The sequence below is a fragment of the Paraburkholderia sp. C35 genome (assembly GCF_003121405.1).
In the GTDB taxonomy this organism is placed as follows: domain Bacteria; phylum Pseudomonadota; class Gammaproteobacteria; order Burkholderiales; family Burkholderiaceae; genus Paraburkholderia.
In genome coordinates this window covers 12,639-32,744 of record NZ_QBUY01000012.1, presented here as the reverse complement: position 1 = coordinate 32,744, position 20,106 = coordinate 12,639, and the positions used below count along the sequence as shown (strand labels likewise).

The 20,106-nt window shown below is 62.4% G+C and carries 20 protein-coding genes, 2 tRNA genes and 2 pseudogenes; 16 read left to right on the top strand and 8 right to left on the bottom strand.

Annotated features, from left to right (window positions below; genetic code table 11):
• The 5 genes from DK391_RS10445 to DK391_RS10425 all read left to right on the top strand — a co-directional run bounded on the left by DK391_RS10445 (position 1) and on the right by DK391_RS10425 (position 4,247).
• Positions 1-615, top strand: coding sequence for a riboflavin synthase (locus DK391_RS10445; RefSeq protein WP_109477938.1), 615 nt, complete (start codon positions 1-3; stop codon positions 613-615).
• Between the two features lie 114 nt (positions 616-729).
• A complete protein-coding gene (ribBA, locus tag DK391_RS10440) occupies positions 730-1,866 on the top strand; it encodes a bifunctional 3,4-dihydroxy-2-butanone-4-phosphate synthase/GTP cyclohydrolase II (RefSeq protein WP_109477937.1) in 1,137 nt (378 codons plus the stop codon).
• An 89-nt stretch (positions 1,867-1,955) separates the two neighbouring features.
• Positions 1,956-2,474, top strand: a complete 519-nt coding sequence (gene ribH / locus DK391_RS10435) for a 6,7-dimethyl-8-ribityllumazine synthase (protein WP_109477936.1) — start codon at positions 1,956-1,958, stop codon at positions 2,472-2,474.
• Positions 2,471-2,908 carry a transcription antitermination factor NusB gene (nusB, locus tag DK391_RS10430; RefSeq protein ID WP_109477935.1) on the top strand — a complete coding sequence of 146 codons (438 nt, stop codon included), beginning with the start codon at positions 2,471-2,473 and terminating at the stop codon, positions 2,906-2,908. Before ribH ends, nusB begins: the two co-directional genes overlap by 4 nt.
• A 145-nt stretch (positions 2,909-3,053) precedes the next feature.
• The gene (locus DK391_RS10425; RefSeq protein ID WP_109477934.1) at positions 3,054-4,247 is read left to right on the top strand and encodes a pyridoxal phosphate-dependent aminotransferase; all 1,194 of its coding nucleotides are present in this window, start codon (positions 3,054-3,056) and stop codon (positions 4,245-4,247) included.
• Between the two features lie 116 nt (positions 4,248-4,363).
• On the opposite strand, the gene DK391_RS10420 is transcribed toward DK391_RS10425, so the two are convergent.
• Entirely contained in the window at positions 4,364-5,575 is a 1,212-nt protein-coding gene (locus DK391_RS10420; protein WP_109477933.1) for a transglycosylase SLT domain-containing protein, read from the bottom strand.
• 614 nt (positions 5,576-6,189) lie between these two features.
• Between DK391_RS10420 and DK391_RS10415 the strand changes: the two genes are divergently transcribed.
• Together DK391_RS10415 and DK391_RS10410 are read left to right on the top strand one after the other, a co-directional pair.
• Positions 6,190-7,767, top strand: a complete 1,578-nt coding sequence (locus DK391_RS10415; RefSeq protein WP_109477932.1) for a UbiD family decarboxylase — start codon at positions 6,190-6,192, stop codon at positions 7,765-7,767.
• Between the two features lie 50 nt (positions 7,768-7,817).
• Positions 7,818-8,495 (top strand): LysE family transporter, encoded by a 678-nt coding sequence (locus DK391_RS10410; RefSeq protein WP_109477931.1) that lies wholly within the window; start codon positions 7,818-7,820, stop codon positions 8,493-8,495.
• A 130-nt stretch (positions 8,496-8,625) separates the two neighbouring features.
• Here DK391_RS10410 and DK391_RS10405 read toward each other — a convergent pair whose 3' ends face one another.
• Positions 8,626-8,922: a hypothetical protein gene (locus DK391_RS10405; protein WP_109477930.1), complete on the bottom strand. Its 297-nt coding sequence runs from the start codon at positions 8,920-8,922 to the stop codon at positions 8,626-8,628.
• Positions 8,923-9,093: 171 nt separating this feature from the next.
• Between DK391_RS10405 and DK391_RS10400 the strand changes: the two genes are divergently transcribed.
• Positions 9,094-9,294 (top strand): hypothetical protein, encoded by a 201-nt coding sequence (locus DK391_RS10400; protein ID WP_162600778.1) that lies wholly within the window; start codon positions 9,094-9,096, stop codon positions 9,292-9,294.
• A 27-nt stretch (positions 9,295-9,321) separates the two neighbouring features.
• Here DK391_RS10400 and DK391_RS44825 read toward each other — a convergent pair whose 3' ends face one another.
• Positions 9,322-9,483: a hypothetical protein gene (locus DK391_RS44825; protein WP_204117332.1), complete on the bottom strand. Its 162-nt coding sequence runs from the start codon at positions 9,481-9,483 to the stop codon at positions 9,322-9,324.
• A gap of 276 nt (positions 9,484-9,759) precedes the next feature.
• Here DK391_RS44825 and DK391_RS10390 point away from each other — a divergent pair.
• The 5 genes and pseudogenes from DK391_RS10390 (at position 9,760) to trmB (ending at position 13,019) form a co-directional block, all read left to right on the top strand.
• A pseudogene (locus DK391_RS10390) lies at positions 9,760-10,697 on the top strand (DUF2520 domain-containing protein).
• Positions 10,698-10,868: 171 nt separating this feature from the next.
• Positions 10,869-11,189, top strand: coding sequence for an EthD family reductase (locus tag DK391_RS10385; protein WP_109478021.1), 321 nt, complete (start codon positions 10,869-10,871; stop codon positions 11,187-11,189).
• A 128-nt stretch (positions 11,190-11,317) separates the two neighbouring features.
• The gene (locus DK391_RS10380) at positions 11,318-11,881 is read left to right on the top strand and encodes a YggT family protein (RefSeq protein ID WP_109477927.1); all 564 of its coding nucleotides are present in this window, start codon (positions 11,318-11,320) and stop codon (positions 11,879-11,881) included.
• Between the two features lie 80 nt (positions 11,882-11,961).
• Positions 11,962-12,035: transfer RNA gene (locus DK391_RS10375), tRNA-Gly, on the top strand.
• A gap of 183 nt (positions 12,036-12,218) precedes the next feature.
• Positions 12,219-13,019, top strand: a complete 801-nt coding sequence (gene trmB, locus DK391_RS10370) for a tRNA (guanosine(46)-N7)-methyltransferase TrmB (RefSeq protein WP_109477926.1) — start codon at positions 12,219-12,221, stop codon at positions 13,017-13,019.
• A gap of 93 nt (positions 13,020-13,112) precedes the next feature.
• Here trmB and DK391_RS10365 read toward each other — a convergent pair.
• The 3 genes and pseudogenes from DK391_RS10365 to DK391_RS10355 form a co-directional block, all read right to left on the bottom strand.
• A pseudogene (locus DK391_RS10365) lies at positions 13,113-13,949 on the bottom strand (undecaprenyl-diphosphate phosphatase).
• A gap of 79 nt (positions 13,950-14,028) precedes the next feature.
• A complete protein-coding gene (locus DK391_RS10360) occupies positions 14,029-14,622 on the bottom strand; it encodes a DUF1439 domain-containing protein (RefSeq protein ID WP_109477925.1) in 594 nt (197 codons plus the stop codon).
• Positions 14,623-14,676: 54 nt separating this feature from the next.
• Entirely contained in the window at positions 14,677-14,973 is a 297-nt protein-coding gene (locus DK391_RS10355; protein ID WP_109477924.1) for a YkgJ family cysteine cluster protein, read from the bottom strand.
• 250 nt (positions 14,974-15,223) lie between these two features.
• On the opposite strand from DK391_RS10355, the gene hemN reads away from it, so the two are divergent.
• Both hemN and DK391_RS10345 read left to right on the top strand, forming a co-directional pair.
• On the top strand, positions 15,224-16,636 hold the full coding sequence (gene hemN / locus DK391_RS10350) for an oxygen-independent coproporphyrinogen III oxidase (protein ID WP_109478020.1): 1,413 nt from the start codon (positions 15,224-15,226) through the stop codon (positions 16,634-16,636).
• Between the two features lie 99 nt (positions 16,637-16,735).
• Positions 16,736-16,820: transfer RNA gene (locus DK391_RS10345), tRNA-Leu, on the top strand.
• A gap of 236 nt (positions 16,821-17,056) precedes the next feature.
• Here the strand turns inward: DK391_RS10345 and DK391_RS10340 are convergent.
• The gene (locus tag DK391_RS10340; protein ID WP_109477923.1) at positions 17,057-17,497 is read right to left on the bottom strand and encodes a hypothetical protein; all 441 of its coding nucleotides are present in this window, start codon (positions 17,495-17,497) and stop codon (positions 17,057-17,059) included.
• A gap of 188 nt (positions 17,498-17,685) precedes the next feature.
• On the opposite strand from DK391_RS10340, the gene DK391_RS10335 reads away from it, so the two are divergent.
• Positions 17,686-18,327 carry a hypothetical protein gene (locus DK391_RS10335; protein WP_109477922.1) on the top strand — a complete coding sequence of 214 codons (642 nt, stop codon included), beginning with the start codon at positions 17,686-17,688 and terminating at the stop codon, positions 18,325-18,327.
• Positions 18,328-18,561: 234 nt separating this feature from the next.
• Here DK391_RS10335 and DK391_RS10330 read toward each other — a convergent pair whose 3' ends face one another.
• On the bottom strand, positions 18,562-19,941 hold the full coding sequence (locus tag DK391_RS10330; RefSeq protein ID WP_109477921.1) for an amino acid permease: 1,380 nt from the start codon (positions 19,939-19,941) through the stop codon (positions 18,562-18,564).
• Positions 19,942-20,106 lie beyond the last annotated feature (165 nt).

Genomic DNA, 20,106 nt, shown 5'->3' with positions numbered 1-20,106 from the left:
ATGTTTACGGGAATCGTCGCGGCAGTCGGCCGCATTGCATCGATCAAACCGCTGGGCAGCGAGCCGGACGCAGGCGTGCGGCTGAGCGTCGAAGCGGGCGGCCTCGATATGGAAGACGTGCAACTGGGCGACAGCATCGCGATCCAGGGCGCGTGCATGACGGTGATCGAAAAGACGCCGTCTTCGTTCGACGTGGAAGTGTCGCGCGAAAGCCTGAACCGCACGGTGGGCCTCGGCGACACGGGCGAAGTGAATCTGGAAAAGGCGCTGCGCTCGCATGACCGGCTGGGCGGCCATATCGTCTCGGGCCATGTGGACGGTCTGGGCAAGGTGACGCGCTTCGCCCGCGTGGGCGAATCGCACGAGCTGCGCGTGCTGGCGCCGCGCGAGATCGGCAAGTATCTGGCGTACAAAGGCTCGATTACCGTGAACGGCGTGAGCCTGACCGTCAATTCGGTCGAAGATCTTGCCGACGGCTGCGAGTTTTCGATCAATCTGATTCCGCATACGGTTGAAGTCACCACGCTCAAGGCCTTGAAGGAAGGCGCGCAGGTGAATCTGGAGATCGACCTGATCGCGCGCTACGTCGAGCGGATGCTCAACGCGCCCAAGTAGTCTGGCGCGGCTCCAGGCAACTGAACATTCGTCCGGATGGCATATGCCGTTCGGACGGGCGACTTGCCGGGCGGCGTGGCGTAAAATACGCGCTTTCCCAAACTTCTCGCCAACATGACCCTCGCCTCCACCCTTGAAATCATCGCCGAGCTCAAAGCTGGCCGGATGGTGATTCTTGTCGACGAAGAAGACCGCGAAAACGAGGGCGACCTCGTGATCGCAGCGGAATTCATCACGCCGGAAGCGATCAACTTCATGGCGCGTTACGGCCGTGGTCTGATCTGTCTGACGCTCACGCAGGAACGCTGCAAGCTGCTGAACCTGCCGCTGATGACGGCCCGCAACGGCACCCAGTACGGCACCGCGTTCACCGTCAGCATCGAGGCGGCTGAAGGCGTCACCCCGGGCATTTCGGCAGCGGATCGCGCACACACCATCGCGACGGCCGTCGCGGCGAATGCGCGCGTCGAAGACATCGTCCAGCCGGGCCACGTGTTCCCGATCATGGCGCAACCGGGAGGCGTGCTGGTACGCGCGGGCCACACGGAAGCCGGTTGCGATTTCACGGCGCTTGCGGGCCTGACGCCGGCGGCCGTGATCTGCGAAATCATCAAGGACGACGGCACGATGGCGCGCCTGCCCGATCTGATGACGTTCGCGGAAGAACACGGCCTGAAGATCGGTACGATCGCCGATCTGATCCACTATCGCAGCCGCACAGAATCGATCGTCGAACGTGTCTGCGAACGCACCATGCAAACCGTGCACGGCCCGTTCCGCGCGGTAATGTATCTGGATCAACCGAGCGGCCAGCCGCATATGGCGCTGGTGCGCGGCACGCCCACGCCGGATCGAGAAACCATGGTGCGCGTGCACGAGCCGCTTTCGGTGCTGGATCTGCTGGAAGTCGGCACGTCCACCCACTCGTGGACGCTCGACGCCGCCATGAAGGAAATCGCCGAGCGCGATCACGGCGTGATCGTGCTGTTGAACTGCGGCGACTCGAAGGAACACATGATCGACGTGTTCAAGGCATTCGACGAAAAAAGCCGGGCCGAGGCGCTCAAGCGCCGCCCGGTGGACTTCAAGACGTATGGCATCGGCGCGCAGATTCTGCGCGAACTCGGTGTCGGCAAGATGCAGGTGCTGTCGAACCCGCGCAAGCTGGGCAGCATGTCCGGCTACGGGCTCGAAGTAACCGGCTTCGTGCCGATGCCAGGCAGCGCGGCTGAAAAGCCGCAAAACTGCTGAACGCATCAACTGCTTTCACGAACAGTTTTCGCCTAGTTCCTGCTTAGTTCACGCTAACCTGCGCTCAACCAACACACTACGGACCTCATATGGAAATCGGACAATACCAACCGAATCTCGACGGCGACGGCCTGCGCATTGGCATCGTCCAATCGCGCTTTAACGAACCCGTCTGCAACGGCCTCGCCGATGCATGTATCGAAGAACTCGAACGCCTCGGCGTCACGGGCGAAGACGTGCTGCTCGTCACCGTGCCGGGCGCGCTGGAAATCCCGCTGGCGCTGCAAAAGCTCGCCGAAAGCGGCCAGTTCGACGCGCTGATCGCGCTCGGCGCGGTCATTCGCGGCGAGACGTATCACTTCGAACTCGTGTCGAACGAAAGCGGCTCGGGCATTTCGCGCATCGCGCTCGACTTCGGCATCCCCGTCGCGAACGCCGTGCTGACCACGGAAAACGACGAGCAGGCTGTCGCCCGCATGACCGAAAAGGGCCGCGACGCGGCACGCACCGCGGTTGAAATGGCGAACCTCGCAGTCGCACTGGAGCAACTGGACGGCGACGACGACGAGGAAGGCGAAGACGAGGACGACGAAGAGGAACGGGCATGAAAAGCGCACGCCGACGCTCCCGCGAACTGGCCACGCAGGGGCTTTATCAGTGGCTGCTGTCGGGTTCGCCGGCAGGTGAAATCGACGCGCAGCTGCGTGGTGCCCAGGGCTACGACAAGGCCGACCACGAACATCTGGACGCGATCCTGCATGGCGTGATCCGCGATTCGGAAGCGCTGTCCACGGATCTCACGCCCTGCCTCGACCGCCCGATCGACCAGTTGTCGCCCGTCGAACGCGCGGTGCTGCTGGTGGCCGCGTATGAGCTGAAGAATCACGTCGACATTCCGTACCGCGTCGTCATCAACGAGGCCGTCGAACTGGCGAAGACTTTCGGCGGCGCAGACGGCTACAAGTACGTCAACGGCGTGCTGGACAAGCTGTCGGTGAAGCTGCGCGAAGCGGAAACGCAGGCGGCCGGCCGCAAGCAGTAAGCTCACGTCACGCGCCTGGCCTTCTTCATGGTTGGCTCGGCAGTTGGCGATGCAGGCGGGTCCAGCGTTACGCGGACCCGCCTTTGTTTTTTCCGCGAGCATCAGCGCGCGTTGGTATTGAACTGGATTGAACTGGACTCAGCGAATGAACAGCGTGACCGAACCCCTCGTGAAACTGGCCGCCCGCGTCGATGCCATCCAGCCGTTCTATGTCATGGAACTGGCGAAGGAAGCGGCGCTGCTGGAGCGCGCCGGGCGCGACATCATCCATATGGGCATCGGCGAACCCGATTTCACGGCGCCGGAACCTGTGATCGAGGCGGCAACGCGGGCGCTGCGCAGCGGCGTCACGCAATACACCAGCGCGCTTGGCATTCACGCGTTGCGTGAGGCGATCGCCGGTCACTACAAGCATTCTTATGGCCTGGATGTCGATCCGGCGCGGATCGTCGTGACGGCGGGTGCGTCGGCGGCGCTGTTGCTGGCGTGCGCGGCGCTCGTCGATCGCGATGACGAAGTGCTGATGCCCGATCCGAGCTATCCGTGCAACCGGCACTTCGTCGCCGCGGCCGAAGGCAAGCCGGTGATGGTGCCGAGCGGTCCGGCTGAGCGCTTCCAGCTAACGGCAGCCGATGTCGAGCGTCTGTGGAACGAGCGCACGCGCGGCGTGCTGCTCGCGTCGCCGTCGAACCCGACCGGTACGTCGATCGAACCTGAAGAACTGAAGCGGATCGTTGAAGCCGTGCGCAAGCGCGGCGGCTTCACCATCGTCGATGAGATCTATCAGGGCTTGAGTTACGACGCGCCGCCCGTTTCGGCGCTGTCGTTCGGCGAGGATGTGGTTACCGTCAACAGCTTCTCGAAGTATTTCAACATGACAGGCTGGCGGCTGGGTTGGCTGGTCGTGCCGCCGTCGCTCGTCGGTGCGGTCGAAAAGCTCGCGCAAAACCTGTTCATCTGCGCGTCGGCGCTTGCGCAGCACGCAGCGCTTGCCTGTTTCGATCCGGACACGCTGGCGATTTACGAGGGCCGCCGGCTGGAGTTCAAGCGTCGACGCGATTTCATTGCGCCGGCGCTGGAGTCGCTGGGCTTTTCGGTGCCTGTCATGCCGGACGGCGCGTTCTATGTGTATGCGGACTGCCGCGGCGTCGCGCATCCCGCAGCCGGCGACAGCGCGGCATTGACGAAAGCGATGCTGCACGATGCGGGCGTTGTGCTCGTGCCGGGCATGGATTTCGGTTCGTATCAGCCGCGCGAGTATATTCGGCTGTCGTATGCGACCGCGTATTCGAAGCTTGAAGAGGCTGTGGCGCGTCTCGGGAAGCTCTTCGGCAAGTAAATTGTCAGCGCGCGAGCGTGCCTCGCGCCGAAGGCAACGCAAAGCCGGCGTCGCAGTAACAAAAAGGGCACCCGAAGGTGCCCTTTTCTATTTCGCTTACAGCGTGATCTGGGGAATCAGGCGCCCAGTTCAGACTGCTGCGCAACATGCTTGGCGGCATTCGCGCTCGCGTCATCCTGTTCCGTGCCCTTCACCGCCGTGCCGTTGGCACTCAGCGGGTGGCCGTCGAGCGTCATCTGCACACGCTTGTTCGAACCGTTCGAGTTATTCGACGTTGCGGCAGGAGCCTGTTGCGTCGAAGCCGTCACGGTCGTCGGCGATTGCGGCGAGTTGATCGGCACCTTGCGGCCGCGTGCGACATCGCGCAAACGGGTGCGCTCGGCCATCACCTTTGCGCCATAGCCGCCGTCGTCCTGCGACGTCGAACCGACATACAGACGCAGACCGCCCGGCAGCGAGCCGCCGCGCGCAATGCAATCCTTCAGCACGATTGCGCCGACCTTGATGTTCGCAAGCGGCTCGAGCGCCGCGCTTTGACCACCAAAGTAGCGGAATTTGTCCGAGTGAACCGTCGACATCACCTGCATCAGTCCCTTCGCACCGACGCCGCTTTCCGCGTACGGATTGAAGCCCGACTCGATCGCCATCACGGCGAGCAGCAGCAGCGGGTCGAGGCCGACTTCGCGACCGGTGTCGAACGCCGCCTTCACGAGCTCACTGACGGGCTCCTGAGCGACGCGGTAACGACGCGCAATAAACGTCGCGACGAGATCCTGCTCGCGGGTGGACACCAGCACGCGGTCGTCGCGTGCATCCGGCGAGACGCGCTGCGACGGAATCATCGAAGCGATGGTGCCGACGCTTGGCAACGTGCGCGGATCGAGACCGTTGAGGGCCGCCGAGGACAGGCCCGTGCTCACGCCGTTGCCTGACGGAGCGGTGAAGCTGGTGTTGTCGCTGGCGACGGTGTAGCCGGCGTCGGCAGCCGCCGCAGCCGTGTTGGCGTTGTCGGCGGGAGTCGGCGCGTTGCTGGACAGCGTGTCGTCCTGCGGCGCCGCGTTACGTTGCTGAGGCGCGAACGACGGCAGCGGGTTGCCCTGCAGCAGGCGCGCTGGGCCAGCCTGCACGGCCGCCGTGATGAAGGGCATCAGCCGCGTTGCCAGCGTCAGGCGCCAGCTCGGCATCAGCCACAGCGTGAGCGCGAACAGGACAGCAAATCCGCCGACCACGCTGAAAAGATGATGACTTACTCGCGTCCCCTGACGCAGCACACCGCGCATGACCTGCGCGAGCCGCTCATTGGGACGCCACGATAACCAGGCGTTCATTCAGATCTCCCATGTTGCTGGCTCCTCGAACGCCGTAAAAACGACCGGTTGAACTGCGTGTTCGGAAGAGCCAAGACGCCGCCTGCTCTGGTTAAGGCGACAACGACGTCGGGAAAACGGCAAAAAGTACCGTTGGGGAGCCAAAATCTCGAAAAGGACCGCCTGCATGCCAAAAAGCACGCATTCGATGGCTCCCACGCGAAAAACCAGCGTCGATATGCGCTGGTGGAGACTACATATGACCGTCAATACCGAGCAGGGGCGGTAAGAGCGACGCGTTGCGTCTGAAGGACCGGGGGACGGTGGTAAAAACTATCAATCCCTGCAACCAATGTGTCCGGATTTTATCAGGGTTTTATAGATCGTCAACACTATAAACCGCCAAAACTATAACCAATTGTAATAATGAACGGTGTTCAGGGCGCTCAACCCGCTGCGCATGGGCCTTTCCAGCCGATTGACAATTTCCGTATTCAACGTGCGCTTGCTAACGCAGGTAAAATCGACAATCCGTTCGGGCGGGTTGTTCGTCATACGTTTGTCACTGTGCCGCTGCCCGCTCCGCCACCGCTTCAGCCCTACGTTGGCCGCTTCGCGGCTGCCTAACCGGACCGATGAAATACAAAGACCTGCGTGACTTTGCGAGCCGCCTCGAATCGCTCGGCGAACTGCGCCGTATCCCGCAAAAGGTGTCGCCCATCCTGGAAATGACCGAAGTGTGCGACCGCGTGTTGCGCGCGGGTGGCCCTGCGTTGCTGTTCGAGTCGAAGGAAACGCATGCGTTCCCGGTGCTCGGCAATCTGTTCGGCACACCGCGGCGCGTCGCGCTCGGCATGGGTATCGATGCTGCCGCTCAAGGCGATGCGGACGGCGATAGCGTCGCGCTGGAATCGCTGCGCGATGTCGGGCGGCTGCTCTCCGCGCTGAAGGAGCCGGAGCCGCCCAAAGGTCTCAAGGATGCCGGCAAGCTGCTGTCGCTCGCGAAGGCCGTGTGGGACATGGCGCCGAAGACGGTGAGCGCACCGCCCTGCCAGGAAATCGTCTGGGAAGGCAACGATGTCGATCTCGCGAAGCTGCCCATCCAGACCTGCTGGCCGGGCGACGCCGGTCCGCTGATCACCTGGGGCCTCACGGTCACGCGCGGGCCGAACAAGACGCGGCAAAACCTCGGCATCTACCGGCAGCAGGTGATCGGACGCAACAAGGTCATCATGCGCTGGCTCGCGCATCGCGGCGGCGCGCTCGACTTCCGCGAATTCGCACTGAAGAACCCCGGCAAGCCGTATCCCGTGGCCGTCGTGCTCGGCGCGGATCCGGCCACGATCCTTGGTGCCGTGACGCCCGTGCCCGACACGCTGTCCGAATACCAGTTTGCGGGCCTGCTGCGCGGCGGCCGTACGGAACTGGCGAAGTGCATCACGCCGGGCGTCGATACGCTGCAGGTGCCGGCGCGCGCTGAGATCGTGCTGGAAGGCTTCATCTATCCGCAGGAAGGTGCGCCTGCGCCTGCACCCGAAGGCGCGCCGCCACGTCCATCCAAAGGTGCGAGCGCCGCTTACGAGCACGCGCTCGAAGGTCCGTACGGCGATCACACCGGCTACTACAACGAGCAGGAGTGGTTCCCCGTCTTCACGATCGAGCGCATCACGATGCGCCGCGACGCGATCTATCACTCCACCTACACAGGCAAACCGCCCGACGAACCCGCCGTGCTCGGTGTCGCGCTGAACGAAGTGTTCGTGCCGCTGCTGCAGAAGCAGTTCACGGAGATCACCGACTTCTATCTGCCACCGGAAGGCTGCAGCTACCGGATGGCGATCGTGCAGATGAAGAAGAGCTATCCGGGCCATGCGAAACGCGTGATGTTCGGTGTGTGGAGCTTCTTGCGGCAGTTCATGTATACGAAGTTCATCGTGGTCGTCGATGAAGACGTGAACATCCGCGACTGGAAGGAAGTGATCTGGGCCATCACGACACGCATCGACCCGACGCGCGACACCGTGCTGGTCGATCGCACGCCAATCGATTATCTGGATTTCGCATCGCCCGTTGCGGGTCTCGGCTCGAAGATGGGACTCGACGCGACCAATAAATGGCCGGGCGAAACCGATCGCGAATGGGGCGCGCCGATCGTCATGGACCAGGCGACGAAGACGCGCATCGACAGCTTGTGGAGCGAGCTCGGTTTGTAATTCGCCAGCGCGGATCTGAATAACAACACGCACTAGAAACGGTTGGACGGATGCATAGCTTGTCGATGTTGTCGGAAGGTTTTTTTCTGTCGTTGTCGCTGTGTCTCGATATCGGCCTCGTGAACGTCGCGATCATTTCGCTGACGTTGTCGCATGGCTTCCGGCCTGGCTTCTGGCTCGGCCTCGGTTCCTGTTTCGGCGATCTGATCTACGCCGCGCTCGCGCTGGCGGGCATGGCCGCGTTGCTGCAATTCGAGTCGGTGCGCTGGGTCGTGTGGATCGGCGGCGCGGCGATCCTGCTATTTCTCACGTGGAAGATGGCGCGCGAGGCGCTGATACCTGCATCGGCGCCACCCATCGAAGGTGAAGCCGATGCATCGACACCACATCTCGATCCGAAGCGCGGTTTCCTGCGCGGCGTATTGCTCGCGATCTCGTCGCCCAGCGCGATCTTGTGGTTCGCGGCCGTTGGCGGCGCATTGATCGCGAAAGCGGGCGCAACAACGGTGACGACGGCACCCGTGTTTCTAGGCGGGTTTTTTCTTGGTGGCCTGTGCTGGACGCTCTTTATCTGCGGCCTCGCGAGCCACGGCCGCAAACGCGCAGGCACGCGTCTGTTGCGTGTGTGTCATGTGCTGTCGGCGCTGCTGTTCGCGTATTTTTCGTACAGCGTGATCGTCAACGGCTACAACGATCTGATCGTGCAAACCGCTCACGCCGCAAGCTGAGCGGCAACGCGGCGGTCCGCTACGAACGAGGCGGCACGATGAAACAAAAACGGCGCAACCCGGCAATCAGCCGGCGTTGCGCCGTTTTTCAATCCGGCTTGCGCAGCGTCAAGCGCTACGCAATCAGACATCAATAGCGGTAGTATGGGCGGCCATAATAGCCGTGATGGTAATAAGGCCGGTGATAGCCGTAATACCCACCGCCCACGACGACAGCAGGCGGCGCATACACGACGGGCGGCGGCGGCGCGTACACCACAGGCGGAGGCGGCGGTGCATAGTAGGCCGGCGGCGGCGCGGCGTAGACGGGATAAGCCGGCGCAACAGGCACGCCAATACCGATACCAACGGACACATGAGCCTGTGCTGCAGTGGTCAACCCCACCCCGAGAGCAGCAGCAGCGATAAACGGAACGATCTTCTTCACTTGTATTTCTCCTGGCGGCCCGGTCCTGATGACCGGTTCGCATGACGGACATGCGCTGAATTCAATGTATCGAAAAAGCCTGCATGCCGTTGTCTGCATTTGTTGCAAATTGCAATTGCGGGAAAGCGGTTCGTCAGGCAATGCCCTCTACACATTGGTCATATGATGTGGATGGCCCGGAAAATCAAGGGTTTGGCGGTTGATTGCATGCGAATCGGGCAACTCGACCGCTCCGCCTCGCAACGCCCTGCCGTCGTCGGTAATGTTTATTTACAAATTCAGCAGCGGGCGTTGCGGGCGCGCATCGAACGGCATCGCGAGAACGGCATGCACAAACGAAAACGCCCGGCACAGGCCGGGCGTTTCTCTTGATTCTTGCAGATCCGCTATGAATCGGCGTCAACCGACTTTCACATAGGTGAATTCGCGCGAGACATTAGGCGGCACGTAGGCGCCACTGATCTTGACCCGCGGGGTGAGCCGCTTTTTCTGATCCCACCAGCGTCGGCGTTGGGAATGCGTGAGAAACCGCAAGTGCTTTCGGTACGCGAAGATGCTCATCGTAACCTCCCGAATCTGACTGCGAGACATTGAAAACCACGGTAACTGCCAATCCACTCCTACGGAAATCCTGAAGCAGTTTTTGCGCCTGTGCGTTCGCGCGCCCGTTGCCGCGCGTCCTGAGCAGCCCTGACGCCTCACCCTGAGGCATCAGTAAACCGCGAAACGCCCGCCTGTATGCGCCCAAACCACCTACGAATGCCGCCAGTTCGCGCCCTGGAATATTGGAGCGCGATACTCCAGCTTCTGTCTTCAGTCCCGTCGGGAGCAGGAATCATGTCCCAGCCCTCCCTGCCGCGCCTCGGCTTCGTCGGCGCGGGCCGGATTGCGCGCTGCCTTGCGCCCGGCTTCGCACGCGCCGGATATCCCGTCACGGCCATTGCGAGCCGCTCGCTGGAATCAGCACGGCAACTCGCCAGTCAGATCGAATCCTGCGCCGCGTATGACGACCCGCAGCGGGCCGTCGAGTCGGCGACATACTCTTTTTAACCGTCCCCGATGACAGCATCGGTACGACAGCGAACACACTCGCCTTTCCCGCTCACGCGGCACCCGGCGCGAGAGCCTGGGCCGTCGTGCATTGCAGCGGCGCGTCGTCCGTCGAACTGCTTGCCCCGGCTCGGGACCAGGGCGCGTCGATCGGCGGTTTTCATCCACTTTACCTGTTCAGCGGCGATTCGACAGACGTCGACCGCATTGCCGGCTGCTCGGTGACCATCGAGGCGGACGGCGCGCTCAAGGACGCCTTGCTGGCGCTCGCGGCCGCGCTGCGCTGCCATCCCCTGTCGATTCCCGCCGACGGTCGGCTGCTGTATCACGCCGCCGCCCACTACGCGGCAGGATTTACCTTATGCAATCTGGCTGAAAACGTAAACCTGTGGCGCAAGCTCGGCTTCGACGAGCACGACGCGCTCCGCGCGCTGCTGCCGATGATGGCCCGCACGCTCGAAACGGCGCGCGACCGCGGCCTCGCCAACGCGCTCGCGGGCCCCGTGTCGCGCGGCGATCTGGGCGTGGTGGAAAAGCAACTGTCGCTGATGGAAGCGCTCGGCGACGATCACGCCGCGCTGTTCGGACTGATGTCGCGTCGTGCGGTCGCACTCGCTCGCCAGCGCACGACGCCGCCCGCCGCGGTCGACGCGATCGGCGCGGCCGTCGAACGCTCGCTGAGCCGCACGCTCAAAGGCGCGGCGAAAGGTGCAAGCGCCGAGTAAGCCGTGATAATGTGACGTCCGGCATGAGCGGGACCGTCATGACCGCCATCCATCACGGGGCGCGGCGGCATGGACAGCCTCGCAGGCAACGCCGGGACCACCACGCGGGCAGATGCGCAGCGGGCACACGACGCCCAGCCGCGCATCGCGACCAACCGACGAGAACGCACAATGATCAAGGTCAGCATCCTGTATCCGTATCGAGAAGGCGGACGTTTCGACGTCGACTATTACTGCGGCACGCACATGCCGCTTGCCGCGAAGCTGTTCGGCGCGGCGCTCAAGGGCTGGTCGGTCGATATCGGCATCAACGCCGGGCCGCCCGGCTCGCCGCCGCCGTTCGTTGCCGCGGGGCATTTTCTGTTCGATACCATCGAAGCGTTTTACGACGTCTTCAAACCCGCCAGCGACACATTGCTCGCCGACATTCCCAACTACACGGACGGCGGCAACGGCAAGATCCTGATTAGCGAAGTCAAGGTCGCGCACTAGCGCGGCGACCTGCGCGATGCTGCGGCGTCACCGCGAGCGTCGCGCGCCCGATGTTGTCAGCCGTCCGCCGGCCTGCCGGCGCCACGCGTTCCGCAAAACGGGGCGCTTTCTGAAGGAAAGGATCCACGATGTTCGGCGATATCGCCCGTTTTCTGCTCAATACCGTCTTCACGCTGTTCGGCGCGGCCCTGCTGCTGCGCGCCTGGCTCCAGTTCATCCGCATGCAGCCGTACAACCCGGTGTCGAGCGCGGTGATGCAGGTCACCAACTGGCTCGTTCTGCCGCTGCGCAAGATCATTCCCGGCACGCGCGGGATCGACTGGGCGAGCATCGTCGCCGCGCTGATCACGTCGGTGGTGTATGTCGTGCTGATGGTGGCGATCGTCGGCGTCGATCCGCTCGGGCTGATGCCGTCGCTGCTGATCGTCGCGCTGCTGACCGTCATCAAATGGGCGCTCAACCTGCTGATCTGGCTGACCATTTTGATGGCGCTGCTGTCGTGGCTCAACCCGCGCTCGCCCGCCATGCCGATCCTGTTCCAGCTGACGGCGCCGTTCCTCGATCCGCTGCGCAAGATCATGCCGCGCCTCGGCGGGCTCGATCTCTCGCCGATCCTGCTGTTCGTGATCGTGCAGGTGCTGCTGATGGTCGGCACGCGCGCGGCTGTCTCACTGACGCTGTTCGGTATCTGAAGCAAACTGGCGTGCCGGACGCGCCGCGCGTCCGGCCAATTTGCCCAAAGCCGCCGAATCCGCGTAAAATAGCGCGCTCTGCGGGCGTCGTATAATGGTAATACCCTAGCTTCCCAAGCTAGAGCCGTGGGGTCGATTCCCATCGCCCGCTCCACTTTCAGCCGCTCCCTCTCCGCACATCACGCGAGCAGGGAGACCAGGCGGAGAATCCAGCGTGAGAGCCGCCGCCCTGAAGGCGGCTTTTTTATAGCGTGCGTCCTGCCGCGACAGTCACAAGACGCTCGACGACGCTTCTCCCGCACATCGGTTTCCCGCCGCCACTCTTGCCTTCATCACGATGATTCACGATCCGAACGAAGCCGGCCTGCCAAGCGACGCTTCCGAACTGTCGGGCGACGCACTGCCCGAATCGAACGATACCGCCGGCATCGACGCCGACGCGACAACGCCGGAAAACGCGCTGCATCTGCGCCGCATTCGCAGCTTCGTGACGCGCGCTGGCCGCGTGTCGACGGGGCAGCGCCGCGCGATGGATGAACTCGGGCCGCGCTTCGTGGTGCCCTACTCGCCCGAAGAGCCGGACTGGGATGCCGTGTTCGCGCGCCGCGCGCCGCGCATTCTGGAGATCGGCTTCGGCATGGGCGCTACCCCAGCCGAAATCGACGCGCGGCGTCAGGATGACGACTTCCTGGGCGTCGAAGTGCACGAGCCGGGCGTTGGCGCGCTGCTGAAGCTGATGGGCGAGCAGAACCTGTCGAATATCCGCATCATCCAGCACGACGCCGTGGAAGTGCTCGAAAACATGATCGCGCCCGAGAGTCTCGACGGCGTGCACATTTTCTTCCCCGATCCCTGGCACAAGCCGCGTCACCACAAGCGCCGCCTGATCCAGCCGAAGTTCGTCGCGTTGCTCGTGTCGCGTCTGAAGCCGGGCGCGTACATTCATTGCGCAACCGACTGGCAGAACTACGCTGAGCAGATGCTCGAAGTGCTGGGCGCCGATCCCGCGCTCGAGAACACCGCCGACGGCTACGCGCCGCGCCCGGATTACCGTCCCGTCACGAAGTTCGAGAAGCGCGGCCTGCGCCTCGGGCATGGCGTGTGGGATCTCATCTACAAGCGGCGTCCGGTTAGCTGAAGCGCGGTGGCGTCGAATGAAAAAGGCCTGCGGTTGTAATCTACCGCAGGCCTTTTTTACATCTGCCGGACTGTCGACGATCCCGGCAAAACCTCAATCCGCCCAGGCCAGACCGCCGCTATAGCCGATCAGCAGGATCAGCAGCCCGAAACCGATCCGATACCAGGCAAACGCGCTGAAATCGAGCGCCGCGATGTAGCTCAACAGCCAGCGCACGCACGCGAACGCGCTGACGAACGCAGCGATAAAGCCGATCGAGAACAGCCCGAGCGCATCCGTCGACAGTTCGTGCCAGCCCTTGTGCAACTCGTACACGGTCGCGCCGAAGATGATCGGGATCGCAAGAAAGAAGGAAAACTCGGTGGCGACGCGCCGGTCCAGCCCGAACAGCATCCCGCCGATAATCGTCGAACCCGAGCGCGACATGCCCGGAATCAGCGCGAAACACTGCGCGAGACCGACCTTGAGCGCGTCGAGCGGACTCATATCGTCGACGGAATGTACGCGCGCCTGGACGTCCGGCCGGTTGCGCTGCCGCGCCTCGACCCACAGGATCAGCACGCCGCCCACCACCAGCGCAAACGCCACGGGCACAGGCGAAAACAGCACCGCCTAGATCGATTTCTCGAACAGCAGGCCCAGCACGATGGCGGGAATCGTCGCGATGATCACGCTGAGCGTGAAGCGGCGCGCCTCGGGACGCGTCCCGAGCCCCGACACGACGTTTATGATGCGCTGCCGGAAATCCCAGCACACGGCCAGAATGGCGCCGAGCTGGATCACCACGTCGAACGTCTTTTCCTGCGGCACATCGAAGTTGAGCACGCTGCCCGCGACGATCAGGTGACCCGTGCTCGAAACCGGCAGAAATTCGGTCAAGCCTTCCACGACGCCGAGAATCAGCGCCTTCAACGTGAGTATCCAGTCCATCCGTGGCCTTTTCGCTTGGAGTTGGTGGCGATTCCGGCCGCGTCAGCATGGATGGCGCGGCCGCCCGGCCGCGCGCACGTCACTTTTCGACGATCTGCACGCGTATGCCGTTTGTAAGGACCGTGATTGTACCGGGTTCGTAATTCACTCCGGCAAATTGAAGCTGTTCGGGCTTGAAGGTGTAGACGGGATAGTTGGTCAGCAGTTGGGTCGCGATCAGCGCGGCGGCCGCGTTGATCTGCTGCGCGTAGGCCTGCACGTTGGCATCGACGCTCACATTGTCGACGTTCGGCGCGCGCAGCACGACGGAACGGCTTTGCGGATCGTATTCGAGCTGGCTCGACAGCGTGAACACGCCATTGACGGGCTGCTGCAGGAACGGGCTGGCAAGGCGGAGGTCGAGCCGGATCGCCACGCGGTTCGTATCGGGCAGCAAGCCCACTACCGGGTTGCTCAGCGCGACATCGAATACCTGCGATACCGTGCGCTGATACGGGAACTTGCGCTGTACGGCCTCCTGAACCTGCTTCTGCGAAAACGTGTAGTGATCCGGAATAAACGGGAACGTCGCCGTGGCGCACGCGGCCAGCGGCACCGCAATGCTTGCGCTCGCACACGCGGACAGCGCGGACATCAGGAAGCGGCGCCGTGCGGGCGCAGCGGGTTGGGTCATGCAGGTTCTCCAGGGATTCGAACGATAGTCTTGCGACGCATGCGTTTGCTGCGCTCAGGGCCGCGTGTCGACTTCCAGCCGCGTGAGCCAGACGAGCGCCTCATCGCGCGAGTTGCCGCACATGTCTGCCTGCGGCTGTAGACCCGAGCAGCAGGCCGGACGTTCCGGCTTGCCGAAAATTGCGCAACGCAAATCGTCGCCGAGTTGCACGCAGCGCACGCCTGCGGGCTTGCCTTGCGGCATGCCGGGAATCGGGCTGCTGATCGACGGCGCGATGCAGCACGCGCCGCAATCGGGACGGCACGCATGATCCGCAGAAGCGGACGGCGGTTGAGACAGATGGACGGACACTACGCGCTTCCTGAAACACAAATCTTCGAGACGGCGTCAAATCGCCAATAACTTGACGCAGATCAACCGACATTGTGCCATTGGCCGGGTTGTGACCTTTTTACCCAGCGTCTCGCACGTGGCGTCCCGTACACTGGTTCGCGCTCAAACCCACTGTCGCGTGCCGCCTGACCTGCTTGCCCGCGCATCATGGAAGCCGCGATTCATGCGGCTTCGTGCATCGTCAGGCGGGCGTCTGGAGAACGATACGATGACCACCGCTCCTTCCGGCCGCGCCTTTCCTTCGGCAGATTCGCTGTTTCGCCCCGATCTGCTCGCGAAGTACAGCGCCAACGGCCCGCGCTACACGTCCTACCCGACCGCCCTGCAATTCCACGACGATTTTTCCATCGACGATTACCAACGCGCCGCCGCCGACCGCGGCGCGACGGACGTCGACCTGTCGCTGTACTTTCACATTCCGTTCTGCGACACCGTGTGTTTCTATTGCGGCTGCAACAAGGTGGTGACGAAGAACCGTGCGCGCTCGGCGCCGTATCTGGCGCGGCTCAAGCGCGAAATCGCCATGCAGGCTGCGCTGTTCGACACCGCGCGGCCCGTATCGCAACTGCATTGGGGCGGCGGCACACCGACGTTTCTGTCGCACGACGAAATGACAGACCTGATGGCCACGACGCGCGAATACTTCCTGATGCGCAGCGACACCGAAGGCGAATTTTCGATCGAAATCGATCCGCGCGAAGCGTCGCCGAAAACCATCGTGCATCTGCGCAATCTCGGCTTCAACCGCCTGAGCCTCGGCGTGCAGGACTTCGATCCCGTCGTGCAGCGCGCGATCAACCGCATCCAGCCGCTCGAAATGACGGCCAGCGTCATACGCGCCGCGCGCGCAACGGGCTTTCATTCGATCGGCGTGGATCTGATTTACGGGTTGCCTTCGCAAACCGTCAGCAGCTTCAGCAGGACGCTCGATACGATGCTCGAACTCGCGCCCGACCGGCTGTCCGTGTTTGGCTACGCGCATATGCCGCAGCTCTTCAAGATGCAACGTCAGATGGATGCATCCACGCTGCCCTCGCCAGCCGAACGGCTTGCGCTGTTGCGACTGGTGGTCGAACGGCTCACGGGCGCGGGCTATGTCTATATCGGCATGGACCACTTCGCATTGCCCACCGACGAACTCGCGCGCGCCCAGGCAAAGCGCACCTTGCATCGGAATTTTCAGGGCTATAGCACGCGCGCCGAATGCGATCTGATCGGCTTCGGCGCGTCGTCGATCGGCAAGGTCGGCGATGTCTATGCGCAGAACGCGAAAGACCTGCCGGGCTACGCGGCCGCGATCGACAAGGGCGAACTGGCGATCCGGCGCGGCGTGCGCCTGTCCGCCGATGACCGGCTGCGGCGCGACATCATCACCCAGTTGATGTGCAATCTCGAACTGCGTTTCGACGAATTCGAAGCCGCCTATGGCATCCGCTTTCAGGATGCCTTCGCGCCGGAACTGGAGCGGCTGCGTGGCTTCGAGGACGACGGGCTGGTGAAGCTCGGCGCCCGGCGGCTCGATGTGCAGCAGGCGGGACGGATGCTGGTTCGCAACATCGCGATGGTGTTCGACCGCTATCTCGGTCAGCAGACGATGCAGCGCTTTTCGCGCACGGTGTAGCCGCGCAGTTGCGTCGGCTTGCCCGCGGACGCGTTTTCCGCCATAATCTGCGTCTTCGCCTGGCGGCAACGCCAGGTCGAGCCGCAGTAAGCAGTACAAGCCCAGGTGGTGAAACAGGTAGACGCAGGGGACTCAAAATCCCCCGCCGCAAGGCGTGCCGGTTCGAGTCCGGCCCTGGGCACCAGAATTCTTAAAGTCGTTGATTCTAAAGGCTCGATTCCGAGCCTTTGCAGGCATCCGTCTAAGCCGCACTTTTCCGCTACTTCTCAGCTTTTCCGCGATTTTCCCGCAACTGCGGAGCCGCGACTATAGCGGACGCGCGAGTGCAACGTCTATCCCTTCCCTACTCGCGATCCACGGGCCGGGCGGCGAGCTTATAGACCATGCGCGGCGCTCCTGTTCGACGCTTACTCTACGCGATCACCCGGCATTGAACATGGCGCCCAGCGCCAATCCACGGCAATCGTCTGCCAGCCGCCACTGCGGATCGCTCGGCAGCTTTAGCCACAAATCGCGCCACGCGTTGCGGCTGCTGTTTGCGATTGTGTTGGCAAGGCTCCCAGGTGTAGTAGGCGCTCCTTCGTAAATGAGCTGATCCCCCTCCACCTTCGCGTAGTAGTACTGCCCCTTGTACTGCATCCGCACTTCCGTTCCATCTTCCATGAAGACTTCCTTCCACTGGTAACCGAGCGTGGCGCTCTTTTTGAGCAACTCCGATTTCCAGCTTGCGTTCTCCATCCAATAGTCGATGGCCTCTGTGACCACAAGCACGGGGTCACGCGAATCACCGTTGCTGCGTAGGAAGTCCACTAGGGAAATGAACTGCTGCGTTTGGACAGGAACAGAAATTTGCGTTTCCATGCTCGAACCTCCTTTTTTGAACGTATTTGCACTTTACAGCAAAGAAACGCAGTGTCAAGCACGAAAACGTACGAAAACGCACGCAAGCACCTACTATCACTCACGCAGCATCACGACGCGTTGACCGCCTTTCCGCCTTGTACAATCGGCGGCACGACAACAATCGGACGAAATCCCGTCAGGCGTACATGAGCGTCATTCAACGAGTTTGGAAAGATTCAGTCGGTGCGAACGTCATCGCTGGCCTGATTCTTCTTGCCACCACCTCAGCAGGCGCGGCCCTGTCAGGACTGAAATGGAATCAGCCCGTCAACGTTCCGCTTTGGCTGCTCGCGATTTGGGTAGTTCTGTCCGCTTTAGCCGCGCTCTACATCGTTCGTACTGCGACCGCCAAGCCCGCCACTATCAGCGGCGACCCCCCGAAACCAGTCAAGTCATCCGCGCCGCAAAAGAAGATTTCGATCGAACGAATGTCGGAACAACTCAAGCTTCGATACGACTTCGTGGCGCGGCCTGGAGAGATAAAGTTAGTCGGACAAGACGTATGGAGAGGCAACTACCTTGAACTGTTTCGCATTCTTGGACCAATGCTGATGGCTGGCGCGGACGAACTGGCCGTGAAGCGCTATCTCGACAAGGCCCTGAAGGACGAGTCCGCTGGGAGACTCAATAGCGTCCATGTACTCGATGCCGATTTTCAATCGCTGAAGGTGAAGCTACATGACTTTGGCGCGATCACTTTGACTCCAGACCAAGGCAAAATGCAGTGGGCGCTCACCAGCGGCGGACACGAAATACTTCCGAGTTTGCGCTACCGAATCGGCCAGTAAGACGCGGGAAGGCCTGCACGCAGCAGGCCTTCTAACCACTCACCCACCCTTCGTCTTAGCTTTCGCCTCCAGCCGCGCAGCTTCTGCTTCCTCTGCTGCTTTCACTTTGCCCTTCAGAAGTTCATAGTGCATACGGAAGGCAGCCTCCAGCGAGTAATCCTCCTGTGGCTCCTTGCGGCCAATCCGGCTTTGCTTCAACGCTTCGACGACTATGTCAGCGATAACGGTAAAGGCTCAGCGCGCTCCCGCCATCTGATGCGCCGCCGCACGGCGCCGCTTCACCACATAGCCGATCCACATCACGATCAGCCACACCGGCACCAGCAGCACCGACACGTTCAACCCAGGCGTCATCGCGAGAATCACGAGGATCATCGCCATGAAGGCCAGGCAGATCCAGTTGCCGAGCGGAAACCACAGCGACCGGAACACGAGCGTTTCGCCTTGCGCCAGCATCGCGCGGCGCGACTTCAGATGCGTCAGGCTGATCAGCGACCAGTTCAGCACGAGCGCCGCGACGACGAGCGCCATCAGCACATCGAGCGCTTTCGCGGGAATCAGGTAATTGATGATCACGCAAGCAAACGTCGCGAGCGCCGACAGACCGATCGCCAGATACGGCACGCCGCGTCGATCGACCTTGAGCAGCGCGCGCGGCGCATTGCCCTGCTCGGCGAGACCGTACAGCATGCGACTGTTCGCATACACGCCACTGTTGTACACCGACAGAGCCGCCGTCAGCACCACCACGTTCAGCACATTCGCCGTCAGCCCGGCACCGATCTGCGAAAAGATCATCACGAACGGGCTGCCGCCTTCGGCTACCTGATTCCACGGATACAGCGACAGCAGCACCACCAGCGAGCAGATGTAGAAAATGAGAATACGGTAGATCACCTGATTCACGGCTTTCGGAATGCTCTTCTGTGGCTCGGCCGCTTCCGCCGCCGTGATGCCGATGAGTTCCAGCCCGCCGAACGAGAACATGATCACGGCCAGCATCATGAACAGGCCATTGAAGCCGTGCGGGAAGAAGCCGCCGTGGCTCCACAGGTTCGACAGCGACGCCTGCGGGCCGCCTTGGCCCGTCGCCAGCAGATAGCCGCCGAACAGGATCATGCCGATCACGGCCACGACCTTGATGATCGCAAACCAGAACTCGGTCTCGCCGTAGGCTTTCACGTTCGCGAGGTTGATCGCATTGATCACGACGAAGCACACCAGCGCCGACACCCAAGCGGGCACAGCCGGCCACCAGAAGTGCACGTAAGTCCCGACGGCCGTGAGTTCAGCCATGCTCACGAGCACGTACAGCACCCAGTAAATCCAGCCGGACAGGAAGCCGGGGAAATCGCCCCAGTACTTGTACGCGATGTGGCTGAACGAACCCGCTACCGGCTCCTGCGCGCCCATTTCGCCGAGTTGCCGCATGATCAGGAAAGCGATGAAACCCCCGATCGCGTAGCCGAGAATCATCGACGGCCCTGCCGACTTCAGCACGCCCGCCGAGCCGAGAAAGAGGCCCGTGCCGATCGCGCCGCCCAGCGCGATCAGCTGGATATGCCGGTTTTTCAGCCCACGCTTCAGGCCATCATGCTGCTGTTCGTTACTCAAGATGTCTCACTCCACTGCATTGGATACGCGTCGCCCGGGGAGAAGCCGTGCGGAAAAACCCTAAATTGTACCCTTCGATGCAGTGCCCACCTATCGGGCAGGACGGGCGCCGATCCGGTCGAAGCGTGCCGCATCCACATCGCCGCTCTCGCAACAGATTTCCAC